Origin of the sequence: Zunongwangia sp. SCSIO 43204, assembly GCF_019904275.1 — a bacterium.
Taxonomy (GTDB): domain Bacteria; phylum Bacteroidota; class Bacteroidia; order Flavobacteriales; family Flavobacteriaceae; genus Zunongwangia; species Zunongwangia mangrovi.
The window spans coordinates 1,077,424-1,095,858 of sequence record NZ_CP063204.1; the positions used below are offsets into that span (position 1 = coordinate 1,077,424).

The window sequence follows — 18,435 nt, forward strand, 5'->3', positions numbered from 1 at the left end:
CTTTATTAAATACTATCGAAATTCGACTAAAATAAGCTTTGCTGTGGCGAAGGGCTTTCTAATTCCAACAAGTATTTTTTACGATGTAATCCTCCGGCATAACCGGTAAGCGAACCATCACTACCAATTACACGATGGCAGGGAACAACGATCCAAAGCGGATTTTTACCATTTGCTGAAGCTACTGCTCTTATCGCTTTTGGATCACCAAGTTTTTTAGAAAGCTCCATATAAGAACTGGTCTTCCCAAACGGAATTTCCAATAAGATTTCCCATACTTTTTGCTGAAATTGCGTGCCCTTTGGATTCATTTTAAAATCGAAGCTTTTTCGATCTTTTTCAAAATATTGCAGCAACTGAGATTTTGCCTGGATCACACAATCTGGAAGATCTTTATCCTCCTGAAATTCGATATTTTGATCTTCAATTTTTATTTCGGCAACACCTTCAGTATCCCCCGTTATTTTTACGATCCCCAGCGGTGTCTTCAGATAGGTGCTCTTCATCTTTAAGTTCTTCAGGTTGTGCATCGTCTCTTCTCTGGATCAAACCAATACGTTTGGCGCGGCGCTCCCAGTTTTTACGAGCAAGCTTTTGCATATCTTCGATACTATCACTCTCGTCCATGATCTCCAAACCTAAGAGTGTTTCGATAATATCTTCCATCGTAACCAGTCCAACTACGTTTCCAAATTCGTCAGTTACGATAGAAATATGCGTACGTTTTCTAATAAAAATATCAAAAAGATCTGGGATTGGCACTTCAGAAGTAGTAACAAATATCTCACGTTTTAGAGTATCTAGCTTTAATTGCCCATTCTGTTTGATCATTTCCTCCAGTACATCATCCTTCAGAATAAAACCTGAAATATTATTCGATTTTTCTTTATAAACCGGAATTCTAGAAAATTTTAAATTTTTATGAGAATGGTGAAAATCTTCAATGCTCATCGATTCATCTTCTGTGATTGCTACAGAAAATGGCGTCATAATATCTTTTGCTTCCACAGATTTAAAAACAAGCATGTTTTTGATCACCGTACTTTCGTTTTCTTCAAAAACGCCTTCTTCTTCAGCAGCTTCAGTAATTGCGGCAAATTCTTCCCGGCTCATGGTATTTACTTTAGCCGATTTACCGATCAATCTTGTGGTAAGCATTAATAGCCATAAAAGTCCGGTATATTTTAAAGGAGCGATCATAATTCTTAGCGTATTTGCAGTAAATGCGCCCATTCGATCCCAATAGGTTGCTCCCAGGGTTTTTGGAATAATTTCAGAAAGAATTAAAATTCCCAGTGTTAATATACCAGAAACTATTCCTACTGCATTACTGCCATCTCCAAAAGTTTTTTCGGCCTGTACACCTACCAGAATAGATCCTACGGTATGCGCCACGGTGTTAATGGTTAAAATAGCAATTAAAGGTTTATCGATATCTTTTTTGAAATTCCCTAAAACTTCAGCATACTTTTTACCTTCCTGTCTTTTAATTTTTATGTAAGACGGAGTGAAACTAAGAAGCGCAGCCTCTAAAATAGAGCACATAAAAGAAAAAAATATCGAAAATGCGGCAAATAGCAGGAGTAATCCCATTAGAGTTCTTTGGTTTTTAAGAGATCTAAATTAGGGATTAAATATGTATTTTATTTGAAAGAAATTATAAAATAAGAAAGCTGCTCTAAATTTTAAAGAACAGCTTTCTTTCAACAACTCAACCAATTAAAGACTTGCCTGGATTAGGTTGTTCCAGCGTGAGGCTGTAAATAACTGAGTTTCCATATCACTATTATCGGCGCCATCTTCATCATAAAACAAAATTTCAGAAATTCGTTTATGATTCGATTTAGAAAGTAATTCGATACTTATTTGTATGATTTTGGTGTTTTTTTTATCATTTTCAGTAAAAGTAACACTGCGTTTAATCACACTGGTTTTATTGACCTCAGATAGATCTATAAGTTGATGTTGATTGGCATTTGCCGGTTCCAGGATCAAGAGTTTATGCTGCGCTTTATCTAATCCTAAAACTAAAGCATTAGAAATTTCAATATGATCAAGATTCATATTGTTTGATTTTGCGAGGTTTTGTAAGGCTTTTTTGTTTCTTTTTTCCTTTAAACCTTGACGATATAATGCGTAAAATATTGGGCCCATAAACAGTACAAACAGGCTTAGACCAATAATGGTGGAAGATGTTTCCATTTTTAAATTGAATTTTAATAATTACAATTAGGCGTACAAGTCCTATAGATTAGGATGCACGTTAATTTTGCTGAAGATCAGCACTAAATAATTATTAAATCAATCAGGAGAAAAAGTGAAAAGGAAAAATTTGAGCTTCGAGCGTACTTTTTTGATCTCGAAGAAAACTCCACTTAGATTTTAATATTTTCTGCGGAAGTTGACTTGTTTTTAGCTCATAATTATTACTGAAGAATAGGGGAGAAATCCCGGGTTCTTCTTGATCTTTTTGTAGATCGTAGTTTCCTGATTCTTCAAAAACAAAAGATTTAGTAATATCAGATTGGTGAAAACTAGAAGTATTTTTTTCTGAATCCTGATATACGTAAGCTGAAGTTTGTGGTTGTGAAATTCCCGCGGCGCTTAATAAAGCAATAAGCACCAGCGAAAAAGAGATATGTATTTTGTTGAATTTCACACTGTAAATTTACTCGATAATCGAGATTAAATGTATCGAGACTTGCCTCGATACAAAGACAATTTTCAAAAAAATGCCATACGGGCTTACACTAAGTTAATTTACTAATAAACCGAATATAAAAAATTAAAATATTGGTAAATAATATTAGCTGATAGCTTTTAGCTTTCAGCAATAAACCTTATTTATTTATCTTATTGCCGGAGCGTTAGTTGTCGAAAAAAGTAAAGTCGATTCCAATAACTAATTTTAAATAACAAAAAACCTCACAGATTTGTAAAATCTGTGAGGTTTAAGTCTATTTTCTAGTATCTAAAAGCGAAGCGTTCTAAGCTCTATAAACTATCTCTGAAGTAATTTCGCCGCGTACTTAGCAAAGTAAGTCGAGATAAAATCGGCTCCCGCTCTTTTAATCGCTGTTAGTTGTTCCATCACCACGGCATCGTGATCCAACCATCCTTTTTCAGCAGCAGCTTTTATCATAGCATATTCACCGCTTACCTGGTATACCGAAATTGGAACATTTACAGTATTTTTTAAATCTCTAACGATATCCAGATAGCATAATCCCGGTTTTACCATAACGATATCTGCCCCTTCTTCGATATCCATCAAAGTTTCTCTAATTGCTTCATCACGGTTAGAAGGATCCATTTGGTAAGTTTTTTTATCCTTAGGAATATCCTGCGCATCTACCGGAGCAGAATCTAACGCATCTCTAAATGGGCCATAAAATGCTGAAGCATATTTAGCACTATAACTCATAATTCCAGTATTGAAAAAGCTGTTTTCTTCAAGAATATTGCGCATAGCTAAGATTCGGCCATCCATCATATCACTTGGTGCGACAAAATCGGCACCGGCTTCAGCATGAGATAATGCCATTTTTGCTAAAACTTCTACAGACGGATCATTTAAAACTTTTCCGTTTTCGATAATTCCGTCGTGACCAAATTCGCTGTAAGGATCCAGCGCAACATCGGTCATCACGATCATTTCAGGATTGGTTTCTTTAACCGTTTTGATAGCACGTTGCATCAAGCCGTTTGGATTTACAGCTTCAGTACCACGATTATCTTTTAAATTTTCTTCAACCTTTACAAAAAGTAAAACCGATTTAATACCCAAACTCCATAATTCTTCAATTTCCTTCTTCAGTAAATCAAGGCTATATCGATAATATCCCGGCATCGAAGCGATTTCCTGTTTAATGCCGTTTCCTTCTACCACAAATAATGGCGCCTGAAAATCATCTGGAGTCACAAGGCTTTCTCTCACTAAGCTACGAATAGCTTCATTTGTACGTAATCTTCGGTTTCTTCTAAGCATAATAATTTTTTTAGCTGTAAGCTTTCAGCGATTAGCCTTTAGCTTGCATTTAAAGTTTTTATAAGAGCGCTAAGCATTTTCTTAATTTCTTCAGTTTGAAGTTGAATTTTTTCATAGTCTTCAGCACTAATAAAATCAAGGTCTTTGCTTAGCAACATTTGATATTCTAATTCATTTGCAGAGCCAAAGGAAATATATAGAAACCTGGAAAAATCTTTATCAGATTTTCTTCAACATCCTTCAGCAATATTTGTAGCTATCGAACTCGATGATCTTTTAATTTGACTTACCAGATTGAAAGTTTCTTCTCTTGGATATTTTGCAAAGAGTTTATAGACATACAATGTTAATTGATGCGATTTCTGCCAAACCAGGTATTTCTTATAATCTTTCATCTTTTAAGCTGATTGCTGAAAGCTAAAAGCTGTCAGCTATTTTCTGTCCACCGTAAACTGTCCACCGTAAACTATTTACACCCACTCTCTCGGTTTTTCCAGAACTTCAATAAGCTTGGCTTCTTCGCTTCCGGATTCGGGATGGTGATCGTATACCCATTGCACATGCGGCGGTAAACTCATTAAAATACTTTCGATTCGGCCATTGGTTTTTAATCCGAATAATGTTCCTTTATCGTGAACCAAATTGAATTCTACATATCTACCGCGACGAACTTCCTGCCAGTCACGCTGATCTTGGTTAAATTCAAGGTCTTTTCTTTTTTCAACGATCGGTACATAAGCTTCCAAAAAGCTGTTTCCAACTTCGGTTACAAAATTATACCAATCGGTTATACTATGTTCTTCACTATCTTTCAGGTAGTCAAAAAACAATCCGCCAATTCCTCTGGCTTCATCACGATGTGCATTCCAAAAATACTCATCACATTTTTTCTTGTATTCATGATAAAATTTAGGATCGTGCTTATCGCAGGCATTTTTCGAAATTTGATGAAAATGAATCGCATCTTCTTCGAAAAGATAATAAGGTGTAAGATCCTGCCCGCCGCCAAACCACTGGTCTAGCGTGTTTCCTTCTTTATCGTACATTTCAAAATAACGCCAATTGGCATGAACGGTAGGAACCATAGGATTTTTAGGATGAATCACTAAACTTAATCCGCAGGCAAAAAAGTTAACATCTCCAACATTAAAATATTTTTGCATCGCAGGATTTAGCGGCCCATGAACTGCTGAAATATTAACGCCTCCTTTTTCAAAAACATTTCCGTTTTCGATCACTCGCGTGCGGCCACCCCCACCTTCTTTACGTTTCCAAAGATCTTCTTTAAACTTTGCTTTTCCGTCGAATTGCTCCAGTTTCGAAGTTATGCTATCCTGGAGATCCTGTATATATTGATAAAATTGGTCTTTCATGCTAATCATTTATCCAACTTCTGGCTTCATTAATTTTTTGTGTGAGACTAAACGAAAAAGTGCGACTTACCTCTTGTGCGGTTTTATAAATTAGAAGCGTTTTTTGTGCAAGATCGCCTTGTTTTTCTTCAGCTTCTAACTCGATACTTTTAAGAAGAATATCACCAAGCGCTACGTAATGCGAAAACTCTAAGTCAAGATTCGCTAAAATTTCCATTAATTTTTCTTCAGGAAGATTTTCGATTTCATTTAAGCCAATACTAAGTGCTTCTTTAAGTTTACGATCTAAATTAAGCCGAATTTCCTCCCATTCTTCAGGGATATGGCCCATTTCCATGATTGATCGCAGCTGCTCGTCGATGCGTTCTTTTTCTTCGTCCCGGTAATTTTTGTTCAGCATAATCTTAGGTTATTCTTCTATAAAAACAAGTTGATTTTTATCGAATTTCGATAGCTCTGGTTCTGTAATTTTTACTGCGGAATTCATTAAATCCTGAAGTCTTTCAACGGCACTTTCTTCAGGATTATTGCTGAAGAGATTTCGTCCTACTTCATTATTATGAAGATCCATTGCTCGCGCTAAAGCTTTATTAGGAGCCATTCGCTCATGCAGATCAGTGATTTTTTTTGCCCAGATTATCGATTCTTCAACCGAATTATTTTTCTGAAAAACTTTTTCAGCAATTAAGAAATTCCAGTAAGCGTGCCTAAAAGCGTTTTCCCGATTATCCTGATAATGTTTTTTCCCAAAAAGCCTGTCGCAAAGCTTTAATGTTACTCTTGTAGCGCGATAGGTTGGGAAAATATAAAATGGTTGGGGCAGGAATAACTTCAGCAGAATAAAGATCTCTTTAAAATTAAGCTGCCGTATTCTTGCCCCAATTGCCATTATCTGGGTTTGTATTCTTTAACCGCGTCTACAAATGCCTGCGCATTTCTAACCGGAATATCTGGTAAAATCCCATGTCCCAAATTGGCGATATAACGATCTTTACCAAATTCGTCGATCATTTGGGTGGTCATTTTCTTGATTTCCTGTGGGGTAGAATATAATCTTGAAGGATCAAAATTTCCCTGAAGCGTTATTTGCCCACCACTTAAGTACCTTGCATTAATTGCAGAGCACGTCCAGTCTACACCCAAAGCAGCAGCGCCAGATTGTGACATTTCCTTTAGCGCAAACCAACAACCTTTACCATAAGCAATTACAGGAATCTCATCTTTTAGAGCATCGATGATCTGCTGAATATATTTCCAGGAATAGGTTTGATAATCTGTTGGAGAAAGTAAACCTCCCCAAGAATCAAAGATCTGTATCGCATCGACACCAGCTTTTACTTTTCCTTTTAGGTAAGCAATTGTGGTATCGGTAATTTTTTGAAGTAACACCTGTGCCGCATCTGGGCGTTTAAAACAAAATTCTTTGGCTTTATCAAAATTCTTAGAACCCTGTCCCTGCACCAGGTAACATAAGATCGTCCATGGTGAACCTGCAAATCCAATTAACGGGACTTCATCGTTAAGACGTTCTTTGGTTAATTTTATAGCGTCATAGACATAGCCCAATTCTTCGTAAACATCTGGAACGATAATGTCGTTAACATCAAGCGGACTGCGAACCGGGTTTGGTAAAAAAGGACCTACACCGGGTTTCATCTCAATTTCTACATTCATTGCCTGTGGCACCACCAAAATATCACTAAATAAAATGGCAGCATCTGTACCAACTTGCTCTATCGGCATCGTCGTAATTTCTGCAGCAAGTTCTGGCGTGCGACAACGTGTAAAGAAATCGTATTTTTCCTTTAGCTTCATAAAATCTGGTAAGTAGCGACCTGCCTGGCGCATCATCCAAACTGGTGGGCGCTCTACCGTTTCTCCTTTTAAAGCTCTTAAGAAAAGATCGTTTTTAATCATGTTTTTGTTGTTTATCTTCAATGTATTCCCCACTAAAAAGAGGGGAAGATTTTTATAAAATAAAAATCAGGGTGTGTGTATTAATTATTTGCTTCAAAATTAATGATATAATTTTCAATGCTACGAATTACATTGGATATATCATTCATTATCATGTCATCACTAAATCGAAGTACAGTAACCCCTAACTCATTTAATCTTTGTTCTTTTTTTACATCTTTTTCCCACACTTCTGGTAATTGATGAGAATATCCATCACACTCGATGGCTAATTTTAATTTATTACAGAAAAAATCTACGATGTAATTATCAATTGGTTTCTGCCTATGAAAATCGTAACCATACATCTTTTTACCTTTCAACTGTTGCCAAAGTTTTATTTCTGATTTTGTAGCATTATTTCGCAATTGACGGGCTAACTCTTTAAGTTTTGGATTGTAATAAATTTTCATGTTATAATTTTTACACACCCCTCAATCCCCTCTTTTTAGAGGGGAGGTCAATTAATACTTATTATATTTCTTCACTACCTGAACGATTACATTTTCAATGCTTGGTTGGGTAGCTGTTATTATGTTTTTGGTATATTTTTTTACTGAATTTTCCGTGGTTGTTCCAATGCATAATGCCGTAGCTTCTCCTATTTTATTTTTGCTGAAGTAACTTTCTACACCACTTGGGCTAAAGAATAAAACACCATCAAATTCCTGCTTAAATTCGGCAAAATTGAGGCTTGTTTTATACACTTCAACTTCTTCAAAAGATACTTGTTTTTGCTTTAGCTGAAGTGGTAGCTCGTCTCTACGTTTATTTCCGCAGAAAAAAGTAAAATGCTTATTTTGATGATTTTCGATAATTTTTTCAGCTAATACTGTAGCATTATCGGCAACTTCAGCAATTTCAATATCATTTTCCTTTAGCAAGGCTGCAGTTTTAGATCCCACCACAAATGCTTTCTCGATCTTTACTTTATCCTGAATAGCTTTAAACGCATTTTTACTCGTGATAATGGCATTTTCCGCCAGGTCGATATTCGATGAAAATGGGATAAATTCTATATTTATGGCGTTGTATTCCACTAATCCAATTTTGGCGCCAAGCAGTAATTGCTTTTGCGAAACGCTAAGTTTTTTTGTGGAAAGTACAGTGGCCATAAGCCTTAGTTTAAAACTTCCTTGATTTGTTTCATCAGTTCCGCGCCACCTTTGGCAAGAATTTCTTCAGCACAAAATTTTCCAAATCCGGGAACATTATCGGCAGCGATTCTTTTTTCTACTTCGATCTTTTGCGAACCATCCAAGCTAAAAAGAGCACCCTTAAAATGTAGAATATCGTCATTATCGATCTTTGCTAAAGCCCCGATAGGTGCGGTACAACCACCTTCTAAAGTCCGTAAAAATTCACGTTCTACATGAACCTCAAGATCTGTTTGATAATGATTTAAAGCGCCAAGAGCTGTTCTGGTAAATTCATCTTTCTCTAAAGCCACAACCAGCATTGCGCCCTGTGCAGGTGCAGGAATCATCCAGTCGAGATCGATAAAATTTTCAGGTTTTATTTCGATTCTTTCTAATCCGGCAGCGGCAAAAATGGCTCCGTTCCAATCATTATCTTCCAGCTTTTGCATTCGCGTATTTACATTTCCGCGAAGATCAACCACATTATGATTTGGATAGCGATTAAGCCATTGCGATTTTCTACGTAAACTTCCGGTAGCGATCGTCCCTTCAGCGTTTAAAAAGTCGGTACCTTTATGAATAAGAATATCCTGCGTATTTGCACGTTTTAGAACGGCCGCTTCTACAATTCCTTTGGGTAAAGCCGTTGGGACATCTTTCATAGAATGAACCGCGATATCTACTTTGCCGGTAAGCATGGCAACATCGAGCGTTTTGGTGAAAATCCCGGTGATGCCCATTTCGTAAAGCGGAACGTCCAAATTTAGATCTCCGGTAGATTTTACGGGAACAAGTTCGGTTTGATGCCCTAATTTTTCAAGTGCAGATTGTACAGTTTTTGCCTGCCACAAGGCCAGTTCGCTGTCTCGTGTTCCTATGCGTATCACTTTATTCATCGTACTTGTTCTTCTAACTGAAAGACTTTTTGGATAAGTTCTAAGCTTTCGTCTGTAGTGTTGCTGTCTTCTTTAAGATGATTGGCGAAATGCTTCATGATCTTTTGAATAATCCTGTTGCCTACAATTTCGGCCTGCTCATCATTAAAATCAGCTATTTTTTTACGCTGAAAATCAAGTTCAGCGTCTTTCATCATTCGTAGTTTTTTCTTCAGCGCTTTAATGGTTGGCGCAAATTTGCGAGTTTCCAGCCATTTGTTGAATTCACTTTCTACTTCAACAATAATCGCTTCAGCTTCAGGAATAAATTTTCTACGGCGTTGAAGGGTTTCATCGGTAATCTGAGAAAGATGATCTAAATGAACCAATCTTACGTTATCCAGTTCTTCAACATCTTCAGCAACATTTTTAGGGATAGAAAGATCTAGGATCAATAAATCCTTTTTGCAATAAATAAGTTCTTTACTAATCGTTGGGTTTTGCGCTCCTGTTGCCACGATAAGAACATCTGTATTTCTAATTTCAGCCTGTAGATCGGCGTAATCTTTAACTGTTAAACTAAATTTTCCGGCAATTTTTTCAGCCTTATCTTTAGTTCGGTTAATTAGAGTGATGTGCTTATTTTGAGTGTGTTTAATAAGATTTTCGCAGGTATTTCGGCCAATTTTACCGGTCCCGAAGAGTAAGATATTCTTATTAGAAATATCTTCTACATTTTTTAATATATACTGAACGGAAGCAAAAGAAACAGAAGTTGCTCCTGAAGAAATTTCGGTTTCATTCTTAATACGTTTACTGGCCTGGATCACGGCATTTACCAAACGCTCTGTAAAGGCATTTGATAATCCTATTTTTTTAGACTGGGCAAAAGCAATTCGTAACTGACTTATAATTTCGAAGTCACCAAGAATCTGGCTATCTAAGCCAGTTCCTACTCTAAACATATGAGATATCGCCTGTTTGTTTTTGTAAACATAGGCTACTTTCTCAAATTCTTCTACCGTACCGTGGGTGTGCTCACATAATAGTTTTATGAGCTGAAATGGATGTGCAGCAAAGCCATAAACCTCTGTACGATTACACGTTGAGGTTGCCAAAACTCCGTCTATACCTTCTTTCTTCGCCTGCTCTAACAACCTGGTTTTAGCTTCTTCATTTAGACTAAAATGTCCTCTAATTTCAGCATCTGCTTTTTTATAGCTAAGACCAATGATGTAAAAATGTCTTCCTTTAGAAATCGAACTTTCCATGAACTTTTAGGGATTGCGAAGCAAAATTAAAATATTGTTAACGTAAAAAATAACGCTCAAAGTACTATTTGTGTCGCTAACAGGGATTTTAGTATATTTATGGTCGTAAATGCTTGAAATAGCATAGTTTTGTAGTAATAATGAACGCTAAGAACGTATTAGTTTAGATTGTTTCTAAATAAATAATAGTATTTTTAAACGATGGAAGAGGAAAAAAATATCGCTGTAAGTCTAACGGAAGAGACTAAAGTAGAAGAAGGTTTTCATATTTTAAAGTTTCAGAACGAAACTTCTGATAAACAGGTTGTTGAACGTGAAGTAGATACTAGTTTTATACAATTTCATTTTAATGTAAAGGGAGAAAGTAAATTCTTATTTAACGAAGGTCGATACGAACTTCCGTTGGCTGAAGAGAAATCACTTATTTTATATAATCCGCAGCGAAATTTACCGCTAAATCTGGTTTTAGGACCTAAGTCCTGGTTAATTTCATTGGTTATTTCGATAAAGAAATTCCATGCTTTATTTTCTGAAGAAGCTAATTATATCTCCTTTTTAAGCACAGAGAACAAGGATAAAAAATACTATAAAGATTCACCAATATCACCATCTATGGCAATCGTTTTAAATCAGGTGATGAATTCTAATCTTACACCAACCATAAAAAGCCTGTATTTTAAAGCCAAAGCTTACGAATTACTCAGTCTTTATTTTAACAGGGCAGAAGATGCAAATGTAGAGCAATGCCCATTTTTAAGTGATGAAGAAAATATCCTAAAAATTAGGAGAGCAAAAGACATCGTCATCGCCAGAATGGCCGAGCCACCATCTTTACAAGAACTTTCAGACGAAATAAACCTAAGTTTAAAGAAATTAAAAGAAGGTTTTAAGCAGATCTATGGCGATTCGGTTTACAGTTTTCTATTTGATTACAAAATGGAATATGCTCGCAAATTATTGGATACTGGCGAATACAATGTTAATGAAGTCGGTTTAAAAGTAGGTTACAGCACCGCTAGTCATTTTATTGCAGCCTTTAAAAAGAAATTTGGCACCACGCCTAAAAAGTATTTAATGTCTTTACCGGCAACGCATTGATTAAGAAAGTAGACTTTTTTCAATTTGAAAATGCGGTGATGTGTCGATTTGATAATTGAGAGTCAAGATATAAAAATCAGGATGAAAAATTAAATTTTGAATTTTAGCTGACAGCTGTTCGCTTAAAGCTTTTATAATCCGTCAACTTCAATACAAAATGAAACTTCAAAAACTCTCTTTTCTGCTCTTAGTTTTCAGTGTTACGCTGGTAAATGCACAGGAAAAATTATCGATTTTCTATAAAACAGCTGGCTTTAAGCATGAATCTATTCCAACGGGAATTGTCGCTTTAAAAGAAATTGCAGAAGAAAATAATTGGACGATCAGTGCGACAGACGATGCAGAAAAATTTGTTTCAGAATTATCGAATATCGATGCAGTGATTTTTCTAAGTACAACTGGAGATGTTTTTACTGAAGATCAGCAGGAAAAATTCAGAAAATATATCGAAAATGGTGGTAATTTCTTCGGAATTCATGCCGCGTCTGATACCGAATATGATTGGCCGTGGTACGGAAAGTTTATTGGCGCTTATTTTGAAAGTCATCCGCATATCCAGGAAGCTGAAGTTATGGTTGAAATGCCAGATCATTCTACAGTTGCTCATTTACCCAAAAAATGGAAGCGTAGAGACGAGTGGTATAACTTCAAAAATATAAATCCGCATCTCCAGGTGTTGCTTCAGCTAAATGAAACTTCGTACGAAGGCGGTAAAAATGGTGAATTTCATCCACATGCCTGGTTTCAAGAACTTCAAAGTGGCGGAAAAATGATCTATACCGGTGGTGGGCACACTGCAGCATCTTATAACGAGCCGCTTTTTAGAGAACATTTAGTGAAATGTATTCAGTTCCTATTAAAATAAATCCTTCAAAAACATCGAATATCAAGCTTGCGTGAGATTTCATCTAAATTTTTAGAACTGAATAGTTTTAAGTCTTCATCTAAGAAGCAAAATTTTAGCTATTGTTTAATAAAAAAGTATAATACTAATTTATAGTTGAACAAATTTATAGGCTTAACTTTGTAATGCAAAAAAGAGAAAGACATGAGCAAAGGCGTACTTTTAGTTAATCTGGGATCCCCCGATAGCACAGATCCAAAGGACGTAAAAAAATATCTTGGTGAATTTTTAATGGACGAGCGGGTAATCGACGTGCCTTACGTATTTCGTTCGCTGTTGGTAAAAGGAATTATCCTGAATACCCGACCAAAAAAATCTGCCGAGGCTTACCAAAAGATCTGGTGGGAAGAAGGTTCGCCATTAATTGTTCTTTCTGAAAGGTTGCAGGAAAAAGTAGACGAGATGACCTCGGTGCCAATTGCTCTGGCCATGCGCTACGGAACGCCAAGTATTTACGATGGTTTAAAAGAACTTAAAGAAAAAGGAGTAGACGAAGTGTTGCTTTTTCCGTTGTATCCACAATTTGCAATGGCAACAACCGAAACTATTTTGGTACTGGCTGAACAGTTGCGCCAAAAGCATTTCCCTGAGATGAAATTTACTTCGGTTCCGGCATTTTATAATCATCCAGATTATATTCGTGTTTTAGGAAATAGCATTCAGGAGCGATTACAAAATCTCGATTTTGAGCATTTGTTATTCTCTTATCACGGAGTTCCGGAGCGCCATATCAGAAAAAGTGATATCACAAATTCGCATTGTAAGATCGACGGTAGTTGTTGCCAAACAGCTTCTTCTGCACACCAATTTTGTTACCGTCATCAATGCTACGAAACCACAAGACTGGTAGCTGAATATTTAAATCTGAAAGAAGGAACTTATAGCGTAAGTTTTCAGTCCAGATTAGGATTCGATCCATGGTTAAAACCGTATACCGATAGAACGATAGAGCGTTTTGGAAAACAAGGCATCAAAAAAATGGCCATTGTTACCCCTGCTTTTGTTTCAGACTGTTTAGAAACTTTGGAAGAAATTGCGATGGAAGGAGAAGAAATTTTCCATGAAGTTGGTGGAAAAGAATTTACCGTGGTTCCTTGCTTAAATGATCGTGAAGACTGGGTTAAAATGCTGTCTCGCTGGGTAGACGAGTGGGCGCATCAAAAACCCGTTGAAGCATAATGGCAAAAGTAAGCTCTGAAGCGCTTGGAAATGAATCCATAGGTAAACTTTTAATTCGGCAGGCATTACCCGCATCTGTTGGGATTCTGGTGATGTCGCTAAATATCCTGGTAGATACCATTTTTGTAGGAAACTGGATTGGCTCTACTGCGATAGCCGCAATTAATGTGGTTTTGCCTATTTCATTTTTTATTGCTGCTTTAGGGATGAGTATCGGGATTGGAGGTTCTTCAATCATCTCCCGTGCACTTGGTGCAGATAACGATAAAAAAGCACGTAAAACCTTCGGAAATCAAATTACACTAACGCTTTTATTATGTGTTAGTTTGGTGGTTTTGGGCCTTGTTTTTATCAACGAGCTTATTCCTGCTTTTGGTGGGAAAGGTGATATTTTTGAACCTGCAAAGATCTATTACCGCATTGTCCTTTACGGAGTGCCAATTTTGGCGCTTAACATGATGGGGAATAATGTGATTAGAGCTGAAGGAAAACCAAATTTCGCCATGATCTCGATGATTATTCCTTCCGTAGGAAATATTATAGGCGATTATCTTTTTATAAATGTTATGGATCTTGGAATGTATGGCGCTGCCTGGGCAACTACAGGATCTTATATGGTTTGTTTTCTATATATTTTCTGGTTTTTTGTCTTCTCTGGTAAATCTGAATTAAAGATTGATATTAGTCATTTTATGCTAGATTTTCCTATTCTTCGTGAGATTGGGTCTTTGGGATTTGTAACGTTGGCACGCCAGGCGGTGGTGAGCATTATTTATTTATTAATGAATAATATTCTTTTTGATCTGGCTGGTGAAGACGGAGTTGCTGTTTATGCGATCATTGGTAGAATGCTGATGTTTGCTTTATTTCCGGTTTTGGGAATTACACAAGGATTTTTACCAATTGCCGGCTATAATTACGGTGCTCAAAAGTATGGCAGAGTCCGCAGTTCTATCAATAAAGCGATCCTATATGCTTGTTTAATGGGGTGCGTGGTTTTTGGTTTAATCATGGGATTTTCGAAAGAAATTGCAATGATCTTTACCCAAAATGAAGCTATTATCGAGCGTACACCTGGTGCTATGCGTTGGGTTTTTGCAGCAACGCCAATTATCGCCTTACAACTTATTGGTGCGGCATATTTTCAGGCGATAGGAAAAGCAGTTCCGGCTTTATTACTAACACTTTCCAGGCAGGGATTTTTCTTTATTCCTCTTATTTTAATTTTACCGAATTACTACGGAGAATTAGGCGTTTGGATAAGTTTCCCAATTGCCGATGTACTTTCAACCATTGTAACGGGTTATTTTGTAAATCGTGAAATCAGGCATAATTTAAAACACGATTAATAGAAAAGCTTTTAATTTGTATCCTAAATAGCAGCCTTTGGAATATTATAATTACATAAAATCGCTTCATCTTATTTTTGTGATCACCTGGTTTGCCGGGCTTTTTTATATTCCGCGGTTGTTTGTATACCAAATTGAAGCTTTTGATAAACCCGAACCCAATAAGTCGATTTTAGGAACACAGCTAAAACTTATGGCTAAGCGTTTATGGTTTATTATTACCTGGCCATCGGCAATCCTAGCAACTTTATTCGCAATAATCTTATTAATCATGCAGCCCGTTTGGTTGCAACAGGGATGGATGCACGTAAAGCTTGGTTTTGTGATTTTGCTAATTGCATATCATTTAAAAACGCATCATATTTTTAAACAACTTCAGGTTGATAAAGTAAAATATACTTCAGGACAAATGCGTCTTTGGAACGAAGGTTCTACCGTTATCCTGTTTTCAGTAATATTCCTGGTAATTGTTAGAAATGCGCTGAATTGGATCTACGGAGTAATAGGAATTTTTGCATTGGGAATTCTACTAATGCTCGGAATCAAATTATATAAAAAGATACGCTCTAAAAATCCAGATGCGTAATTGGTGTGATAATTGATTCGTTTCTGAAAAAATAATTTAGTCTTAAATCATCGAATATCAACCCAATGATTTTGATTAATTTGTGGTAACTGGCAATTTATGAAGCTTTTAAAATTATCCTTACGTACGCGTATTTTTATTTCCATGATCCTTTTGGTATTGGGAGCTTCTATTTTGATCGCCGGTGTCACCGTTTACCAATATAAAGAAGAAGCGGAAGCTTATCACCGTGAGCGCCTGGAACGAAAAGAAACAGCGATACGTGAAAATATAAACTTTGTTTTGGCTAGTACCACCTACATGGTGAATACTGAAAATATTCCTTCCATTTTTAAACAAAATCAAAAGATCTACGAGATGTCTCAGGTGCATGAGATGCAGATCAATATTTATGATCTTGAAGGAAGATTATTGATAAGTTCTAAAGAGAATTTTTTTAAAGACACTACAGATTACCAGATCGATAAACCGATTTTAGCCAAATTAGATGCTTCTTCTAATCGGCGATATTTACTGAAAGGAGAAACGAACGGAGAGAAATTTCAGTCGTCGTACACTTATATTACAGATCAGCGTTTTAAACCTTTAGCGATCTTGTATTTGCCCTATCTTCAGGATGATAGTGTATTAAATCGAGACCTTAACGATTTCCTGATGCGTCTTGGTGAAGTGTATCTTTTTATGCTGGCTTTGGCGATTATTCTGTCTTATTTCCTTTCAAAATATATCACGAAATCTTTAAAGATAATTTCAGAAAAAATTAATCAAACCCGGCTTGATAAGCGAAACCAGAAGATCGAACTCAGTAACGCTTCCGAAGAGATCTATGCATTAATTTCAGCATATAATTCGATGATCGACGAGCTGGAAGAAAGTGCGGTAAAACTGGCGACCAGCGAACGAGAACAGGCCTGGCGCGAAATGGCAAAGCAGGTAGCACACGAAATTAAAAATCCGCTTACGCCAATGCGATTAAGTGTGCAGAGTTTTGAGCGTAGATTCGATCGTCATGATCCCGAAATTGAACAAAAAGTCAATGAATTTTGTGACACCTTGATCAACCAGATCGATACGATGAGTTCGATTGCTTCAGCATTTTCAAACTTTGCAAAAATGCCGGCGCAGCAAAACGAAACCTTAAATGTGCCTAAGATCACCAAACTGGCGCTTGATATTTTCAACGAAAATTATATTGTCTTTAATTCAGAAAAAGAAGAAATTTTAGCCAAATTCGATCGTACGCAACTCATCCGCGTAGTGACCAATCTGGTGAAAAATGCTATCCAGGCGATGGATGAAACCGAAGATCCAAAGATCGTGGTGAGCATCGACGAAGAGCCGGATAATGTATGTATTAGTGTTTGTGATAACGGGCAGGGAATTACAGAAGAAAATCGCGAAAAGATCTTTGAACCCAAATTTACCACTAAAAGCAGCGGAATGGGATTAGGGCTTGCCATGGTTAAAAACATCGTAGAAACTTATAAAGGAAGTATAAATTTCACTTCAAAACCAGGCAAAGGAACTATCTTTAAAGTCCGTTTTCCTAAATAACCTGATTGCTGGTGTTTGGGAAGACAGGTTCAAAATGCTACCTTTAATAAAAAATTGAATAGATCATAATTAGGTGTGGTCACCCTGAACTTGATTCAGGGTCTCATCACAATAGTTCGGTTTTCAATACAGTATGAGATTCCGGATCAAGTCCGGAATGACGAACACAACCAATTATTACAAATTACGGACAATCAAAAATAAAAAACCAACACGATGAGTTACCAAAATATTTTAGTTGAAGAAGAGAACGAGATCCTTTACATTACTATCGATCGTCCTTCTAAACTTAATGCTTTAAATAAAGACACGATACAAGAGCTTCACGAAGCTTTTTCTGAAGCTAAAGATGATGAAGATGTAAAATTGATTATTTTAACCGGAAGTGGTGAAAAGGCTTTTGTTGCCGGTGCCGATATTAGCGAGTTTGCCGACTTTTCTCCGGAAGAAGGAAAGCAGTTAGCAGCGGAAGGTCAGGCGAAATTGTTTGATTTTGTGGCAAATTTTCCAAAACCGGTAATTGCAGCGGTGAATGGATTTGCATTAGGCGGCGGATTGGAATTAGCGATGGCAGCACATTTTAGAGTAGCTTCTGAAAATGCTAAAATGGGATTGCCTGAAGTTTCTTTGGGCGTAATTCCTGGTTATGGCGGTACACAGCGGTTGACGCAAATCGTAGGTAAAGGTCGCGCTATGGAAATGATCATGACGGCCGGAATGATCGATGCTAATCAGGCTTTGCAATATAATTTAGTAAACCATGTAACCACCCAGGAAGAGCTTTTAGAATTTACTGAAAAGCTAGCCGGGAAGATCCTTAAAAATTCTTTGGTTGCTATTGAAGGAGCGATAAAAGCGATTAATGCGAGCTATGAAAAAGGCGTTAATGGATTTGAGGTTGAAATCAACGAATTTGGAAATGCTTTTGGAACCGAAGATTTTAAAGAAGGAACTTCAGCTTTCTTGAATAAACGAAAAGCAGAATTTCCCGGAAAATAGAAACTGACCCTTATCGACAAATTTGGATTTACGCGATAATAGAGATTGAATAATTCGAGCCTTGCCTCGATATAAAATACATCATCAAAAAGTGCCTCATGGATTTATCTTGAGGTATTTTTTTGGAAATAAATTAGGATAATTTCCTCATAAGTGGAAAAATT

General features: G+C 36.6%; 20 protein-coding genes and 1 pseudogene. 7 read left to right on the forward strand and 14 right to left on the reverse strand.

The window, feature by feature from the left end:
• Nucleotides 1-26: 26 nt before the first annotated feature.
• From INR75_RS04760 to hemA, 14 genes and pseudogenes are all read right to left on the reverse strand, one after another.
• Nucleotides 27-506: a methylated-DNA--[protein]-cysteine S-methyltransferase gene (locus INR75_RS04760; RefSeq protein ID WP_223090983.1), complete on the reverse strand. Its 480-nt coding sequence runs from the start codon at nucleotides 504-506 to the stop codon at nucleotides 27-29.
• Nucleotides 448-1,593 carry a CNNM domain-containing protein gene (locus INR75_RS04765; protein ID WP_223090984.1) on the reverse strand — a complete coding sequence of 382 codons (1,146 nt, stop codon included), beginning with the start codon at nucleotides 1,591-1,593 and terminating at the stop codon, nucleotides 448-450. Before INR75_RS04765 ends, INR75_RS04760 begins: the two co-directional genes overlap by 59 nt.
• A gap of 126 nt (nucleotides 1,594-1,719) precedes the next feature.
• The gene (locus INR75_RS04770) at nucleotides 1,720-2,202 is read right to left on the reverse strand and encodes a hypothetical protein (RefSeq protein WP_223090985.1); all 483 of its coding nucleotides are present in this window, start codon (nucleotides 2,200-2,202) and stop codon (nucleotides 1,720-1,722) included.
• Nucleotides 2,203-2,305: 103 nt separating this feature from the next.
• Entirely contained in the window at nucleotides 2,306-2,659 is a 354-nt protein-coding gene (locus INR75_RS04775; RefSeq protein ID WP_223090986.1) for a hypothetical protein, read from the reverse strand.
• A gap of 342 nt (nucleotides 2,660-3,001) precedes the next feature.
• Nucleotides 3,002-3,994 (reverse strand): porphobilinogen synthase, encoded by a 993-nt coding sequence (gene hemB, locus INR75_RS04780; protein ID WP_223091855.1) that lies wholly within the window; start codon nucleotides 3,992-3,994, stop codon nucleotides 3,002-3,004.
• Nucleotides 3,995-4,026: 32 nt separating this feature from the next.
• Nucleotides 4,027-4,383: pseudogene (locus INR75_RS04785) on the reverse strand (four helix bundle protein).
• A gap of 75 nt (nucleotides 4,384-4,458) precedes the next feature.
• Nucleotides 4,459-5,361, reverse strand: a complete 903-nt coding sequence (hemF, locus tag INR75_RS04790; protein WP_223090987.1) for an oxygen-dependent coproporphyrinogen oxidase — start codon at nucleotides 5,359-5,361, stop codon at nucleotides 4,459-4,461.
• Between the two features lies 1 nt (nucleotide 5,362).
• Nucleotides 5,363-5,761, reverse strand: coding sequence for a hypothetical protein (locus tag INR75_RS04795; RefSeq protein ID WP_223090988.1), 399 nt, complete (start codon nucleotides 5,759-5,761; stop codon nucleotides 5,363-5,365).
• Between the two features lie 9 nt (nucleotides 5,762-5,770).
• On the reverse strand, nucleotides 5,771-6,250 hold the full coding sequence (locus tag INR75_RS04800) for a hypothetical protein (protein ID WP_223090989.1): 480 nt from the start codon (nucleotides 6,248-6,250) through the stop codon (nucleotides 5,771-5,773).
• Nucleotides 6,250-7,278 carry a uroporphyrinogen decarboxylase gene (gene hemE / locus INR75_RS04805; protein ID WP_092539885.1) on the reverse strand — a complete coding sequence of 343 codons (1,029 nt, stop codon included), beginning with the start codon at nucleotides 7,276-7,278 and terminating at the stop codon, nucleotides 6,250-6,252. Before hemE ends, INR75_RS04800 begins: the two co-directional genes overlap by 1 nt.
• An 80-nt stretch (nucleotides 7,279-7,358) precedes the next feature.
• A complete protein-coding gene (locus INR75_RS04810; RefSeq protein WP_223090990.1) occupies nucleotides 7,359-7,730 on the reverse strand; it encodes an endonuclease domain-containing protein in 372 nt (123 codons plus the stop codon).
• Nucleotides 7,731-7,781: 51 nt separating this feature from the next.
• A complete protein-coding gene (locus INR75_RS04815) occupies nucleotides 7,782-8,432 on the reverse strand; it encodes a uroporphyrinogen-III synthase (RefSeq protein ID WP_223090991.1) in 651 nt (216 codons plus the stop codon).
• A 5-nt stretch (nucleotides 8,433-8,437) separates the two neighbouring features.
• Nucleotides 8,438-9,352, reverse strand: coding sequence for a hydroxymethylbilane synthase (hemC, locus tag INR75_RS04820; RefSeq protein ID WP_223090992.1), 915 nt, complete (start codon nucleotides 9,350-9,352; stop codon nucleotides 8,438-8,440).
• The gene (gene hemA / locus INR75_RS04825; protein ID WP_223090993.1) at nucleotides 9,349-10,602 is read right to left on the reverse strand and encodes a glutamyl-tRNA reductase; all 1,254 of its coding nucleotides are present in this window, start codon (nucleotides 10,600-10,602) and stop codon (nucleotides 9,349-9,351) included. Before hemA ends, hemC begins: the two co-directional genes overlap by 4 nt.
• Before the next feature lie 201 nt (nucleotides 10,603-10,803).
• Between hemA and INR75_RS04830 the strand changes: the two genes are divergently transcribed.
• The 7 genes from INR75_RS04830 to INR75_RS04860 all read left to right on the forward strand — a co-directional run bounded on the left by INR75_RS04830 (nucleotide 10,804) and on the right by INR75_RS04860 (nucleotide 18,271).
• The gene (locus tag INR75_RS04830; RefSeq protein ID WP_223090994.1) at nucleotides 10,804-11,700 is read left to right on the forward strand and encodes an AraC family transcriptional regulator; all 897 of its coding nucleotides are present in this window, start codon (nucleotides 10,804-10,806) and stop codon (nucleotides 11,698-11,700) included.
• 157 nt (nucleotides 11,701-11,857) lie between these two features.
• On the forward strand, nucleotides 11,858-12,565 hold the full coding sequence (locus INR75_RS04835; RefSeq protein ID WP_223090995.1) for a ThuA domain-containing protein: 708 nt from the start codon (nucleotides 11,858-11,860) through the stop codon (nucleotides 12,563-12,565).
• Nucleotides 12,566-12,748: 183 nt separating this feature from the next.
• Nucleotides 12,749-13,783, forward strand: coding sequence for a ferrochelatase (hemH, locus tag INR75_RS04840; RefSeq protein WP_084841907.1), 1,035 nt, complete (start codon nucleotides 12,749-12,751; stop codon nucleotides 13,781-13,783).
• A complete protein-coding gene (locus INR75_RS04845; RefSeq protein ID WP_223090996.1) occupies nucleotides 13,783-15,132 on the forward strand; it encodes an MATE family efflux transporter in 1,350 nt (449 codons plus the stop codon). The genes hemH and INR75_RS04845 overlap by 1 nt, the downstream gene beginning before the upstream one ends.
• A gap of 37 nt (nucleotides 15,133-15,169) precedes the next feature.
• Nucleotides 15,170-15,718 carry a CopD family protein gene (locus INR75_RS04850; protein WP_223090997.1) on the forward strand — a complete coding sequence of 183 codons (549 nt, stop codon included), beginning with the start codon at nucleotides 15,170-15,172 and terminating at the stop codon, nucleotides 15,716-15,718.
• A gap of 99 nt (nucleotides 15,719-15,817) precedes the next feature.
• Entirely contained in the window at nucleotides 15,818-17,272 is a 1,455-nt protein-coding gene (locus tag INR75_RS04855) for a PAS domain-containing sensor histidine kinase (protein WP_223090998.1), read from the forward strand.
• A 216-nt stretch (nucleotides 17,273-17,488) separates the two neighbouring features.
• The gene (locus INR75_RS04860; RefSeq protein WP_092539894.1) at nucleotides 17,489-18,271 is read left to right on the forward strand and encodes an enoyl-CoA hydratase/isomerase family protein; all 783 of its coding nucleotides are present in this window, start codon (nucleotides 17,489-17,491) and stop codon (nucleotides 18,269-18,271) included.
• Nucleotides 18,272-18,435: the final 164 nt, after the last annotated feature.